We start from the raw sequence: 16,211 nt of genomic DNA, 5'->3' as shown, positions 1-16,211 counted from the left end.
CCACCATAGGAGATCGAGATGCCGGGACCCGTACTGCCGCGCAGGGGCTTCCTGTCGGCCACGGCAGGCCTCGCGGCGGCCCTGACACTCGCGGGGTGCGGCGGCACGGAGACTGCGGCCAGGGAGGGCTCCTCCGCCCCAGGGGGCCGGAAGTGGTCGTTCACCGACGACCGCGGCAAGAAGCTGGAGCTGGACAAGCCTCCCGCCCGGATCGTCGCCCAGGTGGGCTCGGCGGCCGCCCTGTGGGACTTCGGCGTACGCCCCATCGCCGTCTTCGGCCCGCACAAGCTCAAGAACGGCGCCAAGGACCCGCAGGTCGGCAACGTCGACATCACCAAGGTCGAGGGCCTGGGCAACGTGTGGGACGAGTTCAACGTGGAGAAGTACATCTCCCTGCAGCCCGAGCTCCTGGTCAGCAGCATGTACGTCAAGGGCGTCCTCTGGTACGTGCCCGAGAAGTCGAAGGACACCATCGAGCAGGTCGCCCCGACCGCGGGCGTCATGCAGACCGGCAAGAGCGCCACCGACGTGATCGGCACGTACGAGGAGCTGGCCACGTCGCTCGGCGCCGGCATGGAGGGCGTGCCCGAGGCCAAGGCCCGCATGGAGGCGGCCACCGAGCAGCTCGCGCAGTTCGAGAACCTCAGGATCCTCCTGATGTCCGGCGGCCCCGACCAGATGTGGGTGGTCAACCCGCCCGAATATCCCGACATCGTGCATCTCACCGCCGCCGGGCTGGACGTCGTCACGCCGTCCAAGGTGGACGAGGGCGGCTTCTTCCAGACCCTGAGCTGGGAGAACGCCGACACCTACGACGCCGACGTGATCCTCTACGACACGCGTACCCAGTCGCTCAAGCGGGAGGAGATGTTGAAGAAGCCCACCTTCGCCAAGCTGCCCGCTGTCGAGGCCGGCCAGTTCTACCCGTGGCGGGCGGAGGTGCCGTTCAGCTACCACGGGTACGCGGCGTTCCTCGAGGAGCTGGTGGCCAACCTGAAGAAGGCGCGCCCGCTCGGCTGACCGGTCAGCGGGCTCCGCAGCGGCGCACCGCGAGCAGGGCCAGCGCGCGGGTGACGGCCAGCAGCTCGTCCAGCGCGACCTGCTCCCTGGGGGCGTGCGCGAACCGCACGTCTCCGGGGCCGTAGTGCAGCGTCGGGATCCCGCCCGCCGTGTACAGGCGCAGGTCGCTGCCGTACGGCGCCGCCGCCTCCACCGGCGCGGCGCCCGTCGTGTCGGCGATCGCCCTGCTCACCTCGCCCAGCAGCTCGTGGCCCGCGGGCAGCCGGCCGCTGGCGAACTGCCCTCCCGGCCACGTCACCACCGGCGGGTTGGCCCGCAGCCAGGGGTGCGCGACCTCCGCGACCGCCTCCTCGAACGCCGCCCGCGCCGCGGCCGGGTCCTCGTCCAGCCGCACCCCGAGCCGCCCCTCCGCGACCAGCAGGTCGGGCACGGTGCTGGCCCAGTCGCCGGCCCGCACGGTGCCGATCTCGATCGGGTAGGGCAGCGCGTTGCCGCGGAACGCCTCGGGCACGTCGCTGTTGCGCGCCGCCTCCAGCCGCCTGATGGCCTCGAACACCGGCCAGAACACCTCGACCGCGTTGACGCCCTCCTGGCGGGTGGCGCCGTGGGCGGCCCGCCCCGCGAGCTCCAGCCCGAACGTCAGCGCCCCGGCGTTGGCGGTGATGACCGTGCCGCTGGTCGGCTCGCTGATGACCGCGGCCTCGGCGGTGTGGCCCCTTTCCAGGGTGGCGAACGCGCCGAGCCCGCCGTCCTCCTCGCTGATCACGCAGTGCACGGCCAGCGGCCTGACCAGCCTGACCCCCGCACGGTGGATCGCCCTGGCCACGGCCAGGTTGGCGACGAGCCCGGCCTTCATGTCGCACGCGCCCCTGCCGTGCAGCACGTCGCCGCTGATCCTGGCGGCGAACGGGTCGCTGCCCTCCCACTTGGCCAGGTCGCCGGTGGGGACGACGTCCACGTGCCCCTGGAGCGCCAGCGCGGGAACGCCCTCTCCCTCGGTCACGGCCACGAGGCCGTACCCCTCGGTGCGCGGGGCCTCGGTGCCGGGGAAGCCGGGGCGCCCGCCGAGCTCGTCGAGGTCGAGCTTCCACACGTCGACGTCCATGCCCAGGCCGGCGAGCAGGCGGGCGTAGTGGTGCTGCAGGTCCGACTCGGCGTCGGTGCCGGTGACGCTGGGAACCCTGACGGCTTCGGCCAGCAGGTTCACGGTCTCGGCGGCGTCGATGGCGTCGAGTACGCGGGCTTCTACGTCGTGCACGCTGCATTGTTGCATGTCGCCCGGGATGTCAGGTCCGAGGTGTCCGGGCCTCGCTCAGCCGGCTTCGGCCCGTACCTCGCCGAAGCGCACGGCGAAGCCCTTGCCCACGGGGGCGGCGGCCATGGCGCCGGCCATCACGGGCCTGCCGGGCGGGAAGTAGGCCAGGCGGAGCAGGGTCTCCGGCGGGTCACCGTCGAGGCCGTAGCGCACGGTGACCGCGTCGCCCGCGCGTTCCAGCGTGAACGTCACCCGGTCGGCCGCGCGCCCGAGCGGCAGCACCGACCAGTCGGAGAACTCCCTGGTCACGACCGTGCTCAGGTGGAAGCCGCCGTCGACGTACTCCACGCCGGCCTTGATCCACTGGTGCTCGTCGATCCTCAGCAGGGCGCCCGCCTGGTCGTACTGCTCGGCGTAGTCGCCGGCGAACGTGACGGTCAGCTTGAGGTCGCCGGGCAGGGTGCGGCCGAACATGTGGGCACTGTCGTAGGTGTAGCCGTAGTGGGTCCTACGCCACATGTCGGTGGCGGGATCGCAGATGAGGCTCAAGCCGTCGTCGGCGGTCCATTCGCGGGGAGGGTTCAGCCAGTGCCAGCCGGTCTCGCCGAAGGCCATGATCATGACGTGATCCTGCCACGATTCCGGCGCCCCGGTAAGCGCCCCCGAGGGGGCGACGGCGGACCCGGGAACCCGGATGTCCCGCGACTCGTAAACTTGGGCCCGTGGAAGAGCCCAAGTTCGAGATTCAGATGCTGCACGACCGGGTCATGATCAGCATGGAGCAGGAGGCCGGGGAGCGGCGCAGCGGCTCCGGGATCGTCATTCCCGCGACGGTCAAGATGGCCAACCGCCTGGCCTGGGGCGAGGTCTGCGGCGTCGGCACGAACGTGCGCTCGGTCAAGGTCGGCGACAAGGTGCTGTTCAACCCTGAGGACCAGTTCGAGGTCGAGGTGCACGCGCGGATCTATCTCGTGATGCGGGAGCGCGACCTGCACGCCGTCGCCACGCAGGAGACCGACCACGGCACCGGGCTCTATCTCTGACCTCTATGACGTCGGCGCCGTCCTGGCGAAGGAGAGCCAGAGGCCCGCGTCCCACGTCCTGGCGGGCACATCGGCCAGCACGCGGGTGACCTTCCCCTTGAGGTCGAGCACCGACAGGCGATAGGCGCCCCCGTGCGCGAGGACGGCGATGAGGTGCTCGTCATCCCACCACCCGAACACCGCCCGCGGCGCCGCGCCCACCCGCCCGGCGATACTTCCCGTGGCCGGGTCGACCAGGCAGAGCTGCTCCTCGAAACGTTCGGGGCACCACGTGGCCAGCCGCTTGCCCGACGGGGAGTAGGCGTCCTCTGGGCCGGTCGGCGGGCCCACGTCCGCGTACGCGCGCACGACCGCGCCGTCGGACGCCCGGTGGACGCGCAGGCCGGTGCCGTGCCGGGAGACGAGATGGCCGTCGGGGCTCCACCAGAAGCCGGCGTCCGCCCCCAGGCCGTCGATCTCGACCGTGCGGGCGGTCCTTCCGGCCACGTCCACGACGGTGAAGCCGAGCACCCGCCACTTCCCGCTCACCTTCTGCTCGACCGTGAGCGCGACCTTCTTGCCGTCACGCGACCAGGACGCGTAGGAGGCGGTCATGGGCTTCTTGACCGTGCGGATCGTGGTGGTCCCGCCGGTCGCGCGGTCGGTGACGAGGAGCGCGTCGTGGCCGGACCGGTACGCCGCCGGCACCCCCGCCGCCAGACGGCCGCCGGGTGAGACCGACACCTCGGACAACGGTTTCCTGTGGGTGAAGGCGTTGCCGGTGGCGGATCTCAGGTAGGTGCGCCGGGTGCCGAGGCCGTAGGCGGTGAGCCGTACGGGATCGCCCGCTTTTTCGCGAAATTTCATACCGCCGATGCCCGGAAGCTCCAGATCCGCCCCTACGGCTGCCCGCACGGGCAGCGCTACGGGCAGCGCGACGGGAGTGGGGAGGGTCAGGGACAGCGCGACGGCGATGGTGGCGATCACGCCCGCAGAATAGGCATGAATCCGCGGGTTTTCCCGTGTGATGCCGACTAGGTATGCACGTAGCTCAGCGCGAACTGGACGACGTCGAAGCCGACCGTGCGCAGCCCGAGATAGACGATCACCCCGGCCACGGCCACGGTCACGGCGAGCACGACGATGCGCACCGTCCAGCCCTGCCGTTTGTACCACTCCGTCCAGGCGTGCAACACGCGCTTGCCGAACTCCAGCAGCTTGTGCGCCCAGTGGAACTCCGTGGCCAGCACCGCCAGCCCGGCGAACACGACCAGCCAGCCCGGCCCGGGGAACGGCACCATGATCAGCCCACCGACCACCATGACCGTGCCGATCACGCCGATCACGATCTTCAGCGTCAGCGCGCCCGTACGGGTCGAGCGGATGCCGTCCAGCCAGCCCTGGATCCCCCTGCGACGTCCGGGCATGCCTGAGCGACCGGCGGCCTCCCGCTTGATCACGTCGGCCTCGCCGGTGTCGGAGTTCTGAATCGTCACATTTCCCCCCGGCAATCGATGTGCCCCCCAGGATACGGCGCTGCCTCCGGTCACACTTGCAGACGGCTAGCAAATCACCAAACCCCCAAACAGGTAAAATCTCCTGCTTGGGCGGGCTTCCACCGGTAAATATCGGTTAATGTCTGCTATGCCCGACGTATTGCTCCGCACTGTCACCGGCCCTGTACGCGCGGCCTCCATCGAGGGCGTCGTGCTGCCCCACGAGCACCTGCGCACCGACATGCGCTGGGCGGTCGGCATCGAGTCCGACCCGCACCGGTGGCTCGACGAGGAGGCGACCGTCACCGCGGAGCTGCGCGAGCTGCGTCAGTCCGGCGGGCTCTCCCTCGCGGTCGACCTGACGTGCATGGGCATGGGCCGCGACGCCGGCACCCTGGCCCGGGTCGCCGCCGGCAGCAGGGTGGCGGTGATCGCCTCGACCGGGCTGTTCGCCGATCCGTTCACGACCGTCGGCGACGCCGACCCCGACACCCTCACCGGCCTGCTCATTGAGGAGATCTCCAGCGGCGTCGACGGCACGGGCGTCTTCCCCGGCGTGATCGGCGAGGTCGGCTGCTGGGGCGCCGAACCCACCCCGCGAGAGGAACGGTGCCTGGTCGCCGCCGCCCGCGCCTCGCTCCGGTGCCGCCTGCCGGTCGCCACCCACGGCAGGAACGCCCTGTCCCTGCTGGAGATCCTGCTCGGCGAGAACCTACCGGGCTCCCGGGTGGCCGTCGGCTACGCCGGAGCCGAGCCGGCCGCCGCCAGGAAGATCGCCGAAGCGGGCGCGTACGTGAGCCTCGGTGTTCTCGGCCTCGGCCCCGGCCAGGCGGCCAGGATCGCCCTCGGCCTCATCGAGGACGGGCTCGCCGACCGCACCCTCCTCAGCACAGGGCTGAGCCGGGTGGCGCAGACCCGCAAGTACGGCGGGCCCGGCTACGCCCACCTCTTCCACGACCTGCTGCCGCGCCTGCGCGACGCGGACGTGGGCGAGGACACCATCCGCCTGATCACGCACGACAACCCGCTGCGCTGGCTGACCTCCGGCCTGGCTTGACCTCCACCGGTGTCAAGGTTGCAGAGTGCGTGGCATGATTTTCACTCCAGCGGAACTCGACTACCTGTCCACGCAGCGCATCGGCCGCCTGGCCACGGTCGCGCCCGACGGGCAGGTGCAGAACAATCCCACCGGGTTCTTCGTCGACGCCGGCACCGGCACGATCACCATCGGCGGGCACGCCCTCGGCGCGTCCAAGAAGTTCGCGAACGTCCAGGCGGGCAGTACGGTCGCGTTCGTCGTGGACGACCTGGCCTCGGTGGACCCGTGGGTGGTGCGGGGCATCGAGATCCGCGGCACCGCGCAGGCCCTGACGGACCACGAACCGCCCGTGGCGTTCTTCTCGAGGGAGGTCATCCGGATCACCCCTGCCAGGATCGTCTCGTGGGGCGTGGACGGGCCCCGTACGAGCCGGGCGGTGTGAAGCTCACCGGCCCACGCTCCTTAGGGTGACGGCATGGCGACTACATGGGTGGTCAGCGGGCCGCCGGGCGCGGGCAAGTCCTCGGTGGCCACCGCGCTGCTCGCCCGGCTCGACCCGGTGCCCGCCCTGCTCGACAAGGACACCGTCTACGGCGACTTCGTGGCGCGGGTCCTGCACGCCCACGGCAGGCCCGGCGGCGAGCGCGAGGGCCCCTGGTACGACGAGAACGTCAAGCGTCACGAATACGCCGGCCTGACGAGGACCGCCGGGCAGATCCGCGGCCACGGCTGCCCGGTGCTGCTCGACGGCCCGTTCACCACGCAGGTGCACGACGCGGCGCGGTGGGCGGAGTGGGTGGCGCAGCTGGGCGGGCCCCCGGTGCGGCTGCTGTGGGTGCGTTCCGACGGACCGACGCTGCGCGAACGTCTCACGGCACGTGGTCTCGCGCGTGACGCGGGCAAGCTCGCGGCGTTCGACGCCTACCTGCGGGCCATCCGGGTGGACGAGCCGCCGGCCGTGCCCCACCTGGAGATCGACAATCGCCGCGGCGCGCCGCCGATCGCGGACCAGCTGACGGCGGCGGGGATACCGCCGCGAGCGCGTTCAGCGGATCACGGGTTCACCCGGTAGTCGTCGTCCCGCGTGTCCAAGATCGCCATGTGTCCCGGCAGGTGGCCGATCGCGTACTCGACCTTGCCGGCCATCACCGCCGCCTGGGGTGTCACGCCGCACGCCCAGAACACCGGCGTCTCCCCCGGCCGCACCTCGACGGGATCGCCGAAGTCGGGCCTGGCCAGGTCCGCGATCCCGATCGCCGACGGGTCGCCCACGTGCACGGGCGTGCCGTGCACCATCGGATAACGGCCGCTCACCTCGACGGCCGTCTTCACCAGGTGCTCGGGAACCGGCCGCATCGACACGACGAGCGGCCCGGACAGGCTGCCGACGGGCTCGCAGGCGACGCCGGTGACGTACATCGGCACGTTCGTCCCCTGCTCCAGGTGCCGCAGCGGCACCCCTGCGGCCAGCAGCGCCCGCTCGAAGGTGAAGCTGCAGCCGATGAGGACCGGCACCAGGTCGTCGCGCCACGCGGCCACCACGTCACCCAGGTCGGCGACCGCCGCGCCGTCGCGGTAGAGCCGGTAGCCGGGCAGGTCGGTACGCAGGTCACCGGGGAACAGCCGGGTGGACCAGGCGCCCGGCTCCCCCACGTCGAGCACCGGGCACGCCCGCGGGTTGAGGTGGGCGAACAGCAGCAGATCGTAGCCGAGCCGCTCCGGCACGGCGATCAGGTTGGCCTGGGTCCAGCCCCGGCACCAGCCCGCGGTGGGCACCCGCTCGCCGGCGCGGAACCGCTCGCGCGCCTGCCCGGGGCTCAGGTCGGCGACGTCCACCTCTTGACGTTATGACCGCCGCGTGCCGAGGTCCATCACCGCGTCCGCTAGGTGATGTCGCGAATCTGCGGGGTAGCGGGTGGCGGTGCGGCTAGATGTGAACCTCCTCGACTACGCTCTGATCGCCATCTACTTCGCCACCGTGCTCGGCATCGGCCTGGCCGCCCGCAAACACATCAGCTCCAGCCTCGACTTCTTCCTCGCCGGTCGCGGCTTACCCGCGTGGGTCACCGGCCTCGCGTTCCTCTCGGCCAACCTCGGCGCGATCGAGATCCTCGGCATGGCGGCCAACGGCGTCCAGTACGGCGCGATGACCGTGCACTACTACTGGATCGGCGCGGTCCCCGCCATGGTGTTCCTCGGCATCGTGATGATGCCCTTCTACTACCGCTCCAAGGTCCGCAGCGTGCCCGAGTTCCTGCGTAGGCGCTTCAACGGGGCCACGCAGCTGCTCAACGCGATCACGTTCGCGGTCGCGCAGATCCTCATCGCCGGGGTGAACCTGTACGCGCTGGCCATCGTCATGGAGGCGCTGCTCGGCTGGCCGCTGCCGGTCTCGGTGGTGGTGTCGGCGGTGATCGTGCTGGCGTACATCACGCTCGGCGGGCTCTCCTCGGCGATCTACAACGAGGTGCTGCAGTTCTTCGTGATCCTCGCCGGCCTGATCCCGCTGACCGTGCTCGGCCTCATCAAGGTGGGCGGCGTCTCCGGCCTGGCCGACAAGGTACGGCAGACCTCGCTCGGCGAGGGCGGCCTGCACACCTGGGCGGGCACGGCCGGCGAGAACCCGATGCAGGCCCACTGGATCGGCATCGTGTTCGGGCTCGGGTTCGTGTTGTCGTTCGGCTACTGGACCACCAACTTCGCCGAGGTGCAGCGCGCCCTGTCGGCCAGGAACACGAACGCGTCGCGGCTCACGCCGATCATCGCCGCGTACCCGAAGCTGCTCATCCCGCTCGTCACCGTCCTGCCCGGGATGATCGCGCTGGTGCTCTTCGACGGGTGGGGCCAGGGGCAGGACTACAACAACGCGATCCCCCTGCTCATGCGCGACCTGCTGCCGAACGGCGTGCTGGGCGTCGCGGTGACCGGGCTGCTGGCGTCGTTCATGGCCGGCATGGCCGCCAACATCAGCGGCTTCAACACCGTCTTCACCAACGACATCTGGCAGGCGCACGTGCGCAAGGACCGCGACGACGGCTACTACCTGCGGGTGGGCCGGATCGCGACGGTCGCGGGCGTGGCGCTGGGCGTCGGGACGGCGTTCATCGCGGCCGGTTACACCAACATCATGAACTACCTGCAGGCGCTGTTCTCCTTCTTCAACGCGCCGCTGTTCGCGACGTTCATCATCGGGCTGTTCTGGCGGCGGATGACGCCGTGGGCCGGCTTCTGGGGGCTGCTGGCCGGAACGGTGGCGGCCTTCGTGTCCTACGTCGCGTACAAGGCGGGGGTCCTGAACTTCGGCACCGAGCTGAACGCGAGCTTCTGGGGCGCGGGCGTGGCCTTCGTCGTGGACGTCATCGTGTCCGTGGCGGTCACGCTGGTCACCACGGCCAGGCCGACCGAGGAACTGCGCGGCCTCGTCTACGGGCTCACCGCCGTGGACGCGGAGGACGACGCGCTCGCCGGGGACGCCCGGTGGTACCGCTCGCCCGTGCTGCTCGGCACGGGCGCGATCGTACTGGCCGCTGTGATGTACGGAGTGATCCTGTGACGGACATCAGACTGGTGATCGGCGGGCTGTTCCTGCTGTACGGCGTGATCCTCATCGTCGCCGGGCTCGCCGGGGAGGCCGTCAACCTGTGGACGGGCCTGGCCATGGCCGTCTTCGGCGGCGCCTTCGTGGTGTGGTCGCGCGTCAGACGGATCTGACCGGCTCCCCGCCCCCGCGCCCCCGCCGGGGGTGGACGGACTTTTCCGGAGGGCGGGCGATCGCCGCCTTGGCTATCGCCCACCCGCCCGGCCGGCCGGATCCTGCGGTTCCTGGAATGACGCCCGTCAGTACTCGACCTCGAACGTGTGCCGGCCCAGCGCGTACCCCTCGCCCTTGGGCACCACGTGGCCGTGCTCGATGAGCGTGGCCAGGCTCTCCCGCACGTCGTCCTCGTCCAGGTCCGTCGCCCGGACCAGCGCGTCGAGCTCCGCGCTCCCGTGCTCGACCGTCTGGGAGGCCACCGCCTCGTACACGTGGATGTCCACGTCCGACAGGGACTGGACATCGTGGCTCTCTGTCATCATCGTTGTCTCGCCCCCTCCCTCAGCCGCATCGGGTCGACCTCGCGCTCGGGATGGCGCCGGAGGTATTCGGCCTCCAGCTCGTTGGTACGCGACGTGTGCGTCGTCAGAGCGTCGTCCGATCCGTGGAAGAACGTGTCACTCCGCGTGGCGTGCAGTTGCCGCAGCTCACGCACCAGATCGTCGTCGCTGAGCTCGCCCGCGTCTATTCCCATCGTCGTCATGGGCTCCCACTACCCCAGAAGACCAGCAACAATATCTGTCACATTTCCTGACATTTAGGCATTGTTTGTAAGACATCGCCGCCTTACCTTCCCGTTATGGACCTCGAGCTCAGGCACCTCAGGATCGTGCGCGCGGTCGCGGACGCGGGAAGTGTGAGCAAGGCCGCGTCCCTGCTCGGGCTGGCACAACCGGCCCTCACTGCCCAGCTCAAGCGCATCGAGAGGGTGCTCGGCGGCACCCTGTTCGAGCGCGACCGCCGCGGCGCCCGGCCCACCCGGCTCGGCGAGCTGGTGCTCGCCAGGGCACGCGTACTGCTGCCCGCCGCCAAGGAACTCCAGGACGAAGCGCTGCGCTTCGCCCAGGCCCCCTCCCCCGGCTTCCGCATCGGCGCCACCAACGGCCCCATACTGGGGGGCCTGGTCGACCGCCTCGCCGCCGAACGCACGATCAGCACGTACACCTCCTGGTCGGCGCACGAGCTGAACAGCATGGCCGAGCTCGGCCGCCTCGACTACGTGCTGACCGGCGCCTGCGGCGACTCCGGCACCCCCACCGGCTCGCTCCTGTGGGAGACGATCAGCGTCGACCCCGTCTTCTGCCTGGTGGCCGAGAACCATCCCGCCGCCAAGGAGAAAGAGATCGAACTGGCCGAACTCGCCGAGGAGCAGTGGGCGGTCACTCCGGGAGACGGCTGCTTCGCCGACTGCTTCGCCATGGCCTGCGCCAGGGCCGGGTTCACGCCTGGCACGATCTACGAGACGGACGTGCCGACATGCACGCACCTGGCGCAGGTCGGCCGGGCCGCCGTACTGTGCCAGGCCACCCACCAGCCCGCCCAGGACCTGGTCATGGTGCCGCTGGCCGGTGCGCCGCTGCGCTGGCGGCAACTCCTCGGCCGCCACCCCACCGCGCCCGACTCCGCCTGGGTGGTGGCACAGGCGAAACAGGCCCACATGGACGCCGTACGCAAGAGCCCGGTCTACAACGACTGGCTCGTACGCAATCCGGGATATGGAACCGCTCCGTGACACTGCCTCCGGGGCAGACCGGCTCTCCCCCGCTCCGTGCTCCGCCGTCGCCGTCAGCGCGCCCCGACAGCGAGAAGGTTCCCCTGCCCAGAGCGTCCGCGCTGATCGCCCTCGCGACCGGCGACCTTGCCGTGCCCGCGACCCACCTCCGCCGCCCGTTCCGGCGTGGTCGACACCATCCGCCGCCGCTCAGCGCCTGGGCCGCCTCACGCACAACCGCCGCGCGCTCAGACCAGCAGGAACTCCCATCCCGGCTGCCACTCGAACGATCTGACAAGTTCCTCCAGCGGCCTACCGTGCAGCAGGTTCTGCAGTGCCCACAAGTTCGCGGTGTGCGCCACCACCAGCACCGTCCCCCGCTGCCACTCCCCCATCACATCCCGCAGGAACGCCGCCGTCTCGGCGACCACCTGCCGGTAGCTCTGTCCTCCCGGCCACGGGGTGTCGACGTACCTGCTCCGCAACGCCGCGACCTCACTCACCGGCCGCCCGTTGTGAATCCCGTAGTCGCACTCCCTGAGCCGCCGGTCCAGCTTGATCTCCTTGCCGGTCCCCCCGAAGGCGATCTCGGCCGTCTGCACGGACCGCCGCAGGTCGGATGAGTAAACGACATCGACCTTCCGCCGCCGCGCCCCCAACTCCACCGCTTGGGCACGCCCGAGGGAGGACAACTCACCCGGCAACCATCCGGTGGCGATGCCCGTCTCGTTGTCCACGGTGGTGGAGTGCGCCTCGTAGATCAGTTTGACAGCCACGCCCAGACGGTACCGGCCTTACCTGCGTACCCGCTGGGAAGACCTGGCCTCCCCCCGCCACAGCGACTCCGCAGACCCGGCCGGACCCGAAAATGATCGTCTCAGGCTCCACCAACTCGTTCGGGCGTGGAATGATGTGTGCGGAGGTCTGCCTCCCGTCCGGCCGGGCACCACAATCGGTTCCCATGCTCTAGCCTTAGCATGCGCGGGGGCAGGAGCATGATCGTTGTGACGCCCACCGCACGTCACACAACTGAATCCAGGGGCGGTAGCTCAGCCGGTCAGAGCATCGGACTCATAATCCGTGGGTCGTGGGTTCAAGTCCCACCCGCCCTACTCACCAATACCGCGTTCGACCTGGGGTTTCTCGGTTCTCGCCGGCCTCGGATCTCGCTTTTGATCATGGCTGGTTGCTCGCTGATTGCTCGGCGGCGCGGGTTGTGCAACCCGGTAGATCATTTAGACCGCTGTCTTCACGACAGACCTCAGCGACCATCAAGAGAAGATCAAGCCGGAACACCTGCACGGCCCGCTCCCCCAAGCCACAGCACCGGTGTGGTCAACTGCTGGTTCCTGAGCATGTTCCCCCCGCCCTCGCCATGTGACCGAGCAGACTTTTCATCCGCTGGTCTTTCGGCTCCGAAAGACCAGGCCCGCAGCTCTCGCTGCGGGCCCCCATGTGGACTACTTGATACTCAGACGCGAGCAGGCAAAGTGATCAAGCGAGCGTGACCGGCGCCCGGCACGGCGCTGATGAGGGCGGCGGTGGACTCGGCCGCCGCGCGGGCCACCTCCGGGTAGACGCTGGTGTAGGTGTCGCGGGTGAAGGCGGAGGAGACGTGTCCAAGCGTCTCCTGCACGATCTTCAGGTCGACCCCGGCGGCCAACATCAGGGACGCAGCCCCATGCCGCAGTCATGCAGCCGCACCGGTGGTAGACCCGCCTCGTAAGACAGCAGATAGGACTGGTCGCTGACGTGCTGCGGATGCAACGGGCGGCCGATCTCGTCGGTGAAGACGAATCCGCTGTCTTGCCAGATCTCCCCTGCGGCCAGACGCTCGGCGGCCTGCGCCTTGCGGTGGCCGCGCAGGGCGGTGACGGTGTCGGCGTCCAGGGCAATGGTGCGGTCGCTGGCCTCGGTCTTGGGCTTGCCCTGGATGGTCTCCCAACCCAGCTGGGTGATCTGCCAGTGCACCCCGGCCGTCCCGGCGTTCAGATCGATGTCCTTCCACCGCAACCCCACCGCCTCACCCCGGCGCAGCCCGCGCAACGCGATCAACCGGTACAACACCGCCAGCCGATGACCGGCCGCCTGAGCTAGAAAGGCCGACGTGTGTGCCGGAGTCCACACCATGACGGGTGAGGGTCGCGAGGTGGAGATGTAGACGTTGATCGGGTTGACCCGGCCGCCGCGTCGCTGCTGTTCGACGGCCAGCCGTTGATGCAGATCCTGGTTCCAGGCTGCGACGCGCTCGTCGGTCCACACCAGCGCCTTCGGCTTGTCCGCATCCGGCAGCTCGACCACCGCTGCCGGGTTGAAGTCGATCAGCCGGTCCTGCTTGATCGCGATGTTCAGCGCGTGCCGCAGGGTCGCGCGGATGCGATGCATGGTGCTCGGCCCGACCGGCCGCCGATACCGCACCTTGGCCCGCTCGTCGGGATCGTCGCTGGCACGGGCGGTGACGATGACGTCGTTGAACTCCTCGATCGCGTCGAACATGCCCGCGATATCGGAGACCCGCAACCGGTCCAGACGGATATCACCCAGATAGGGCATGAAGTACAGCCGTATGTGCGCCTCATAGGAGCGGCGCGTCGTCTGATCGATCTTCCGCTTGCGGCGCAGGAACTCGGTCATCCATTCCGCGACCGTCACCGTCGGGTTCAAATCCTGGTGAGTACGGACCTTTCGCCGCACCTCCTCCACCGGCGGGAGCGCTTTGGTGTCCTTGAGGACGGCCAGCATCAAGTCGGTGACCTTCCGCCGGACCTGCGGATCCTCGTCCAGCGCCAACAGCGCGCAAGCGTGCTCCAGCTCCGCCTCCACCTCCTCCACCGCAGTGAAGCCTTGACGACGCAACGGGTTGCGCCGCCGCCCGTCCGCGCGCGCTGGCAGCTCCAACTGATAGGCCCACGTGCCGTGCGTGGGACTCCACCGCTCCCCCTTGCCCCCGAAGCGGCGGAGCTTCGGGCAGCTCTTGCCGAGCTTCTTCCCGCTCGCCTCATCCCGGCAAGAACAGGTCTTGTAGATGGTGCCGTTCATCATCGTGGCTGACCTTTCTCGTCGAACTGTCGCCTCTGTCCATCGCCCGCACCCACACCACGCGCCGGACGGGCGTTGCGCTAGTGTCATCCGCCTGAAATTCGCCAGTTAAATCCGTATGGTGGTGGTCGTGGCGCATCCAGGACCATCCGCAGTGGAGATCCACTTATCGGACAGTGAGCGGGCTCGGCTGATCGGGATGTCAGCGGAGCCGTCGAGGGTGGCGGTCCGGGCGAGGATCGTGCTGGCGTGTGCAGGGTCGGGGATCAGCACTGCGCAGGTGGCACGGGATCTTGGCGTTGCGGAGAGCACGGTGCGCAAGTGGCGTGCGGCTTTCGCCCGAGGCGGGCTGGAGGCTCTGGCCGACGACGCGCGCACCGGCCGGCCCAAGGCGGGACTGACAGTGTCGCAGGACGAGCGGGCGGTGCTGCAGCGATGGGCACGGCGGGCCAAGTCCGCGCAGGCCCTGGCGATGCGCGCGAAAATCGTGCTGGGGTGCGCGGACGGTAAGGACAACAAGCAGATCGCCGCCGAGTTGCGAGTACATCCGGACACGGTCTCCAAGTGGCGCCACCGGTTCCTGCGCCTGAGACTGGACGGGCTAATCGATGAGGCGCGCCCAGGCCGCCCCCCGTCGATCAGCCTGGAGCAGGTCGAGCGGGTGGTGGTGGCCACTTTGGAGGAGACACCGGCCGGCGCCACGCACTGGACCCGCGCCTCGATGGCGCGGCGCAGCGGACTGTCGGAGTCGACCATCGGCCGGATCTGGCGGGCCTTCGACCTTAAGCCGCACCGCACGACCACGTTCAAGCTGTCGACCGATCCGCTGTTCGTAGAGAAGGTCGTCGACGTAGTCGGGCTGTATCACGATCCGCCGGAACGCGCGGTGGTGCTGTGCGTTGATGAGAAGTCGCAGATCCAGGCGCTGGATCGGTCGCAGCCGGTGCTGCCGATGATGCCGGGCATGCCCGAACGGCGCACCCACGACTACGTTCGTCATGGCATCACCAGCCTGTTCGCCGCCTTCAACATCGCCGACGGAAGCGTCATCGGCGAACTGCACCGCCAGCATCGCGCTGCCGAGTTCAAGAAGTTCCTCCTCACCATCGACAAGACCGTGCCGGCCGAGCTGGACATCCACCTGATCTGCGACAACTACGGGACCCACAAGACACCGGCGATCAGGGCGTGGCTGGCCCGGCACCCCCGCTTCCACATGCACTTCACCCCGACCGGCTCCTCCTGGATCAACCAAGTCGAGCGCTGGTTCGGCTACCTGACCGACCAGCTCATCCGCCGAGGGGTGCACAAGAGCGTCCAGGCGCTGGAGCACGACATCCGCGCCTGGATGGATCGCTGGAACGCCGATCCCAAGCCCTTCGTCTGGACCAAGACCGCCGAGGAGATCCTCGAATCCCTCGCCAAATATTGCCGACGAATTTCAGGCGGATGACACTAGCGGGTGAAGCTACCGCCGTCATCGCCGGCGTGATAGCCGTGGCCGGCGCAGGCGCGCCCGGCGGCCAGCAGAGCTCACCGCCTCAAGCCGGGAGCGCTGTCCAAGGCACCGCCAGCATCAACGCCTTGACGCCCGATCAGCTGTGGCGTAAGTCATCCGTCTCGTCCGCTTCCCCCATCGGCACCGCTGACTCACCTGACCAGAAAGCCGGTAGACGAGACGACAGAGATGGCGGCGCCAAGAACGTCAGCACGTCCAAAAACCAGACACGCATCGATGAGCCACACGGTCACGGCGCTGGACGTCCGCGGCCGGTGGTCCATCCGTCAACCAACGGCCATTCTCCCCGATCGGGCCCCCGCATCAAGCACACCCCCGCCGACCCTCGCCCAGCTTCACCGGGCATTTCGCGACGCGGTGAGGGCTCGTCGCTGATCGACATGAAGTGCGACGAGCTGTTCCCTCCGCACAAACCTGAGTTCCGGATCCGCAACGTCGCGTGCCATCGTCTTCTCGGCCCCTGAACTTCGCATGTTGTATGCAGTCTGGATCTGTGCAGTCGGTCGGATCTCGAG

General features: G+C 69.3%; 19 protein-coding genes and 1 tRNA gene. 10 read left to right on the top strand and 10 right to left on the bottom strand.

Annotation, left to right across the window (positions count from 1 at the left end):
- Positions 1–18: 18 nt before the first annotated feature.
- Entirely contained in the window at positions 19–1,020 is a 1,002-nt protein-coding gene (locus E1267_RS11480) for an ABC transporter substrate-binding protein (protein ID WP_132332413.1), read from the top strand.
- 4 nt (positions 1,021–1,024) lie between these two features.
- Here E1267_RS11480 and E1267_RS11475 read toward each other — a convergent pair whose 3' ends face one another.
- Positions 1,025–2,278, bottom strand: a complete 1,254-nt coding sequence (locus tag E1267_RS11475) for an ArgE/DapE family deacylase (RefSeq protein WP_246063738.1) — start codon at positions 2,276–2,278, stop codon at positions 1,025–1,027.
- A 54-nt stretch (positions 2,279–2,332) separates the two neighbouring features.
- Positions 2,333–2,896 carry a DUF1349 domain-containing protein gene (locus E1267_RS11470; protein ID WP_132332411.1) on the bottom strand — a complete coding sequence of 188 codons (564 nt, stop codon included), beginning with the start codon at positions 2,894–2,896 and terminating at the stop codon, positions 2,333–2,335.
- Between the two features lie 101 nt (positions 2,897–2,997).
- Between E1267_RS11470 and E1267_RS11465 the strand changes: the two genes are divergently transcribed.
- Positions 2,998–3,318 carry a GroES family chaperonin gene (locus tag E1267_RS11465; protein WP_132332410.1) on the top strand — a complete coding sequence of 107 codons (321 nt, stop codon included), beginning with the start codon at positions 2,998–3,000 and terminating at the stop codon, positions 3,316–3,318.
- A gap of 3 nt (positions 3,319–3,321) precedes the next feature.
- On the opposite strand, the gene E1267_RS11460 is transcribed toward E1267_RS11465, so the two are convergent.
- Together E1267_RS11460 and E1267_RS11455 are read right to left on the bottom strand one after the other, a co-directional pair.
- Positions 3,322–4,284, bottom strand: a complete 963-nt coding sequence (locus tag E1267_RS11460; RefSeq protein WP_132332409.1) for a TolB-like translocation protein — start codon at positions 4,282–4,284, stop codon at positions 3,322–3,324.
- Positions 4,285–4,331: 47 nt separating this feature from the next.
- Positions 4,332–4,793 (bottom strand): TIGR02611 family protein, encoded by a 462-nt coding sequence (locus E1267_RS11455; RefSeq protein WP_132332408.1) that lies wholly within the window; start codon positions 4,791–4,793, stop codon positions 4,332–4,334.
- 148 nt (positions 4,794–4,941) lie between these two features.
- Between E1267_RS11455 and E1267_RS11450 the strand changes: the two genes are divergently transcribed.
- Genes E1267_RS11450 through E1267_RS11440 form a run of 3 tightly spaced genes read left to right on the top strand, consistent with a single transcriptional unit; the run spans position 4,942 to position 6,904 of the window.
- Positions 4,942–5,850 carry a phosphotriesterase family protein gene (locus E1267_RS11450; RefSeq protein ID WP_132332407.1) on the top strand — a complete coding sequence of 303 codons (909 nt, stop codon included), beginning with the start codon at positions 4,942–4,944 and terminating at the stop codon, positions 5,848–5,850.
- 34 nt (positions 5,851–5,884) lie between these two features.
- The gene (locus E1267_RS11445; RefSeq protein ID WP_181957783.1) at positions 5,885–6,274 is read left to right on the top strand and encodes a PPOX class F420-dependent oxidoreductase; all 390 of its coding nucleotides are present in this window, start codon (positions 5,885–5,887) and stop codon (positions 6,272–6,274) included.
- Positions 6,275–6,307: 33 nt separating this feature from the next.
- Positions 6,308–6,904 (top strand): P-loop nucleotide/nucleoside kinase family protein, encoded by a 597-nt coding sequence (locus E1267_RS11440; RefSeq protein WP_132332406.1) that lies wholly within the window; start codon positions 6,308–6,310, stop codon positions 6,902–6,904.
- On the opposite strand, the gene E1267_RS11435 is transcribed toward E1267_RS11440, so the two are convergent.
- The gene (locus tag E1267_RS11435) at positions 6,886–7,668 is read right to left on the bottom strand and encodes a putative hydro-lyase (RefSeq protein ID WP_220449427.1); all 783 of its coding nucleotides are present in this window, start codon (positions 7,666–7,668) and stop codon (positions 6,886–6,888) included. The genes E1267_RS11440 and E1267_RS11435 overlap by 19 nt on opposite strands.
- An 85-nt stretch (positions 7,669–7,753) precedes the next feature.
- Here E1267_RS11435 and E1267_RS11430 point away from each other — a divergent pair, with 85 nt between their 5' ends.
- Together E1267_RS11430 and E1267_RS44225 are read left to right on the top strand one after the other, a co-directional pair.
- Complete coding sequence (locus E1267_RS11430; RefSeq protein ID WP_246063736.1) at positions 7,754–9,385, top strand: sodium:solute symporter family protein; 1,632 nt, start codon at positions 7,754–7,756, stop codon at positions 9,383–9,385.
- On the top strand, positions 9,382–9,543 hold the full coding sequence (locus tag E1267_RS44225) for a hypothetical protein (protein WP_165959559.1): 162 nt from the start codon (positions 9,382–9,384) through the stop codon (positions 9,541–9,543). The genes E1267_RS11430 and E1267_RS44225 overlap by 4 nt, the downstream gene beginning before the upstream one ends.
- Positions 9,544–9,669: 126 nt before the next feature.
- Here the strand turns inward: E1267_RS44225 and E1267_RS11425 are convergent, their stop codons facing one another.
- Both E1267_RS11425 and E1267_RS11420 read right to left on the bottom strand, forming a co-directional pair.
- Positions 9,670–9,909, bottom strand: coding sequence for a hypothetical protein (locus E1267_RS11425; protein WP_132332404.1), 240 nt, complete (start codon positions 9,907–9,909; stop codon positions 9,670–9,672).
- Positions 9,906–10,130, bottom strand: coding sequence for a DUF6158 family protein (locus tag E1267_RS11420; protein WP_132332403.1), 225 nt, complete (start codon positions 10,128–10,130; stop codon positions 9,906–9,908). The genes E1267_RS11425 and E1267_RS11420 overlap by 4 nt, the downstream gene beginning before the upstream one ends.
- A gap of 96 nt (positions 10,131–10,226) precedes the next feature.
- Here E1267_RS11420 and E1267_RS11415 point away from each other — a divergent pair, with 96 nt between their 5' ends.
- On the top strand, positions 10,227–11,159 hold the full coding sequence (locus E1267_RS11415; protein ID WP_132332402.1) for a LysR family transcriptional regulator: 933 nt from the start codon (positions 10,227–10,229) through the stop codon (positions 11,157–11,159).
- A 227-nt stretch (positions 11,160–11,386) separates the two neighbouring features.
- Here the strand turns inward: E1267_RS11415 and E1267_RS11410 are convergent, their stop codons facing one another.
- Positions 11,387–11,914, bottom strand: a complete 528-nt coding sequence (locus tag E1267_RS11410; RefSeq protein WP_132332401.1) for a histidine phosphatase family protein — start codon at positions 11,912–11,914, stop codon at positions 11,387–11,389.
- A gap of 262 nt (positions 11,915–12,176) precedes the next feature.
- Between E1267_RS11410 and E1267_RS11405 the strand changes: the two genes are divergently transcribed.
- Positions 12,177–12,250 (top strand) — tRNA-Ile (locus E1267_RS11405).
- A 359-nt stretch (positions 12,251–12,609) separates the two neighbouring features.
- On the opposite strand, the gene E1267_RS47170 is transcribed toward E1267_RS11405, so the two are convergent.
- Together E1267_RS47170 and E1267_RS11400 are read right to left on the bottom strand one after the other, a co-directional pair.
- Positions 12,610–12,804: a hypothetical protein gene (locus tag E1267_RS47170; RefSeq protein WP_220449426.1), complete on the bottom strand. Its 195-nt coding sequence runs from the start codon at positions 12,802–12,804 to the stop codon at positions 12,610–12,612.
- Positions 12,804–14,180, bottom strand: coding sequence for a site-specific integrase (locus E1267_RS11400; RefSeq protein ID WP_220449425.1), 1,377 nt, complete (start codon positions 14,178–14,180; stop codon positions 12,804–12,806). Before E1267_RS11400 ends, E1267_RS47170 begins: the two co-directional genes overlap by 1 nt.
- 115 nt (positions 14,181–14,295) lie before the next feature.
- Between E1267_RS11400 and E1267_RS11395 the strand changes: the two genes are divergently transcribed.
- Positions 14,296–15,630 (top strand): IS630 family transposase, encoded by a 1,335-nt coding sequence (locus E1267_RS11395; protein WP_342774802.1) that lies wholly within the window; start codon positions 14,296–14,298, stop codon positions 15,628–15,630.
- Positions 15,631–16,211 lie beyond the last annotated feature (581 nt).

It is taken from the genome of Nonomuraea longispora (assembly GCF_004348345.1).
Classification (GTDB): Bacteria; Actinomycetota; Actinomycetes; order Streptosporangiales; family Streptosporangiaceae; genus Nonomuraea; species Nonomuraea longispora.
Note: the sequence above shows the minus strand (reverse complement) of the source record. Positions and strands in the feature narration are given on the sequence as shown.

Coding starts and splice junctions, on each gene's coding strand:
- E1267_RS11480 (WP_132332413.1), top strand. CDS start 19: ATGCCGGGACCCGTACTGCCGCGCAGGGGCTTCCTGTCGGCCACGGCA.
- E1267_RS11470 (WP_132332411.1), bottom strand. CDS start 2,896: ATGATCATGGCCTTCGGCGAGACCGGCTGGCACTGGCTGAACCCTCCC.
- E1267_RS11450 (WP_132332407.1), top strand. CDS start 4,942: ATGCCCGACGTATTGCTCCGCACTGTCACCGGCCCTGTACGCGCGGCC.
- E1267_RS11445 (WP_181957783.1), top strand. CDS start 5,885: ATGATTTTCACTCCAGCGGAACTCGACTACCTGTCCACGCAGCGCATC.
- E1267_RS11440 (WP_132332406.1), top strand. CDS start 6,308: ATGGCGACTACATGGGTGGTCAGCGGGCCGCCGGGCGCGGGCAAGTCC.
- E1267_RS11425 (WP_132332404.1), bottom strand. CDS start 9,909: ATGATGACAGAGAGCCACGATGTCCAGTCCCTGTCGGACGTGGACATC.
- E1267_RS11420 (WP_132332403.1), bottom strand. CDS start 10,130: ATGACGACGATGGGAATAGACGCGGGCGAGCTCAGCGACGACGATCTG.
- E1267_RS11415 (WP_132332402.1), top strand. CDS start 10,227: ATGGACCTCGAGCTCAGGCACCTCAGGATCGTGCGCGCGGTCGCGGAC.
- E1267_RS47170 (WP_220449426.1), bottom strand. CDS start 12,804: ATGTTGGCCGCCGGGGTCGACCTGAAGATCGTGCAGGAGACGCTTGGA.
- E1267_RS11400 (WP_220449425.1), bottom strand. CDS start 14,180: ATGATGAACGGCACCATCTACAAGACCTGTTCTTGCCGGGATGAGGCG.
- E1267_RS11395 (WP_342774802.1), top strand. CDS start 14,296: ATGGTGGTGGTCGTGGCGCATCCAGGACCATCCGCAGTGGAGATCCAC.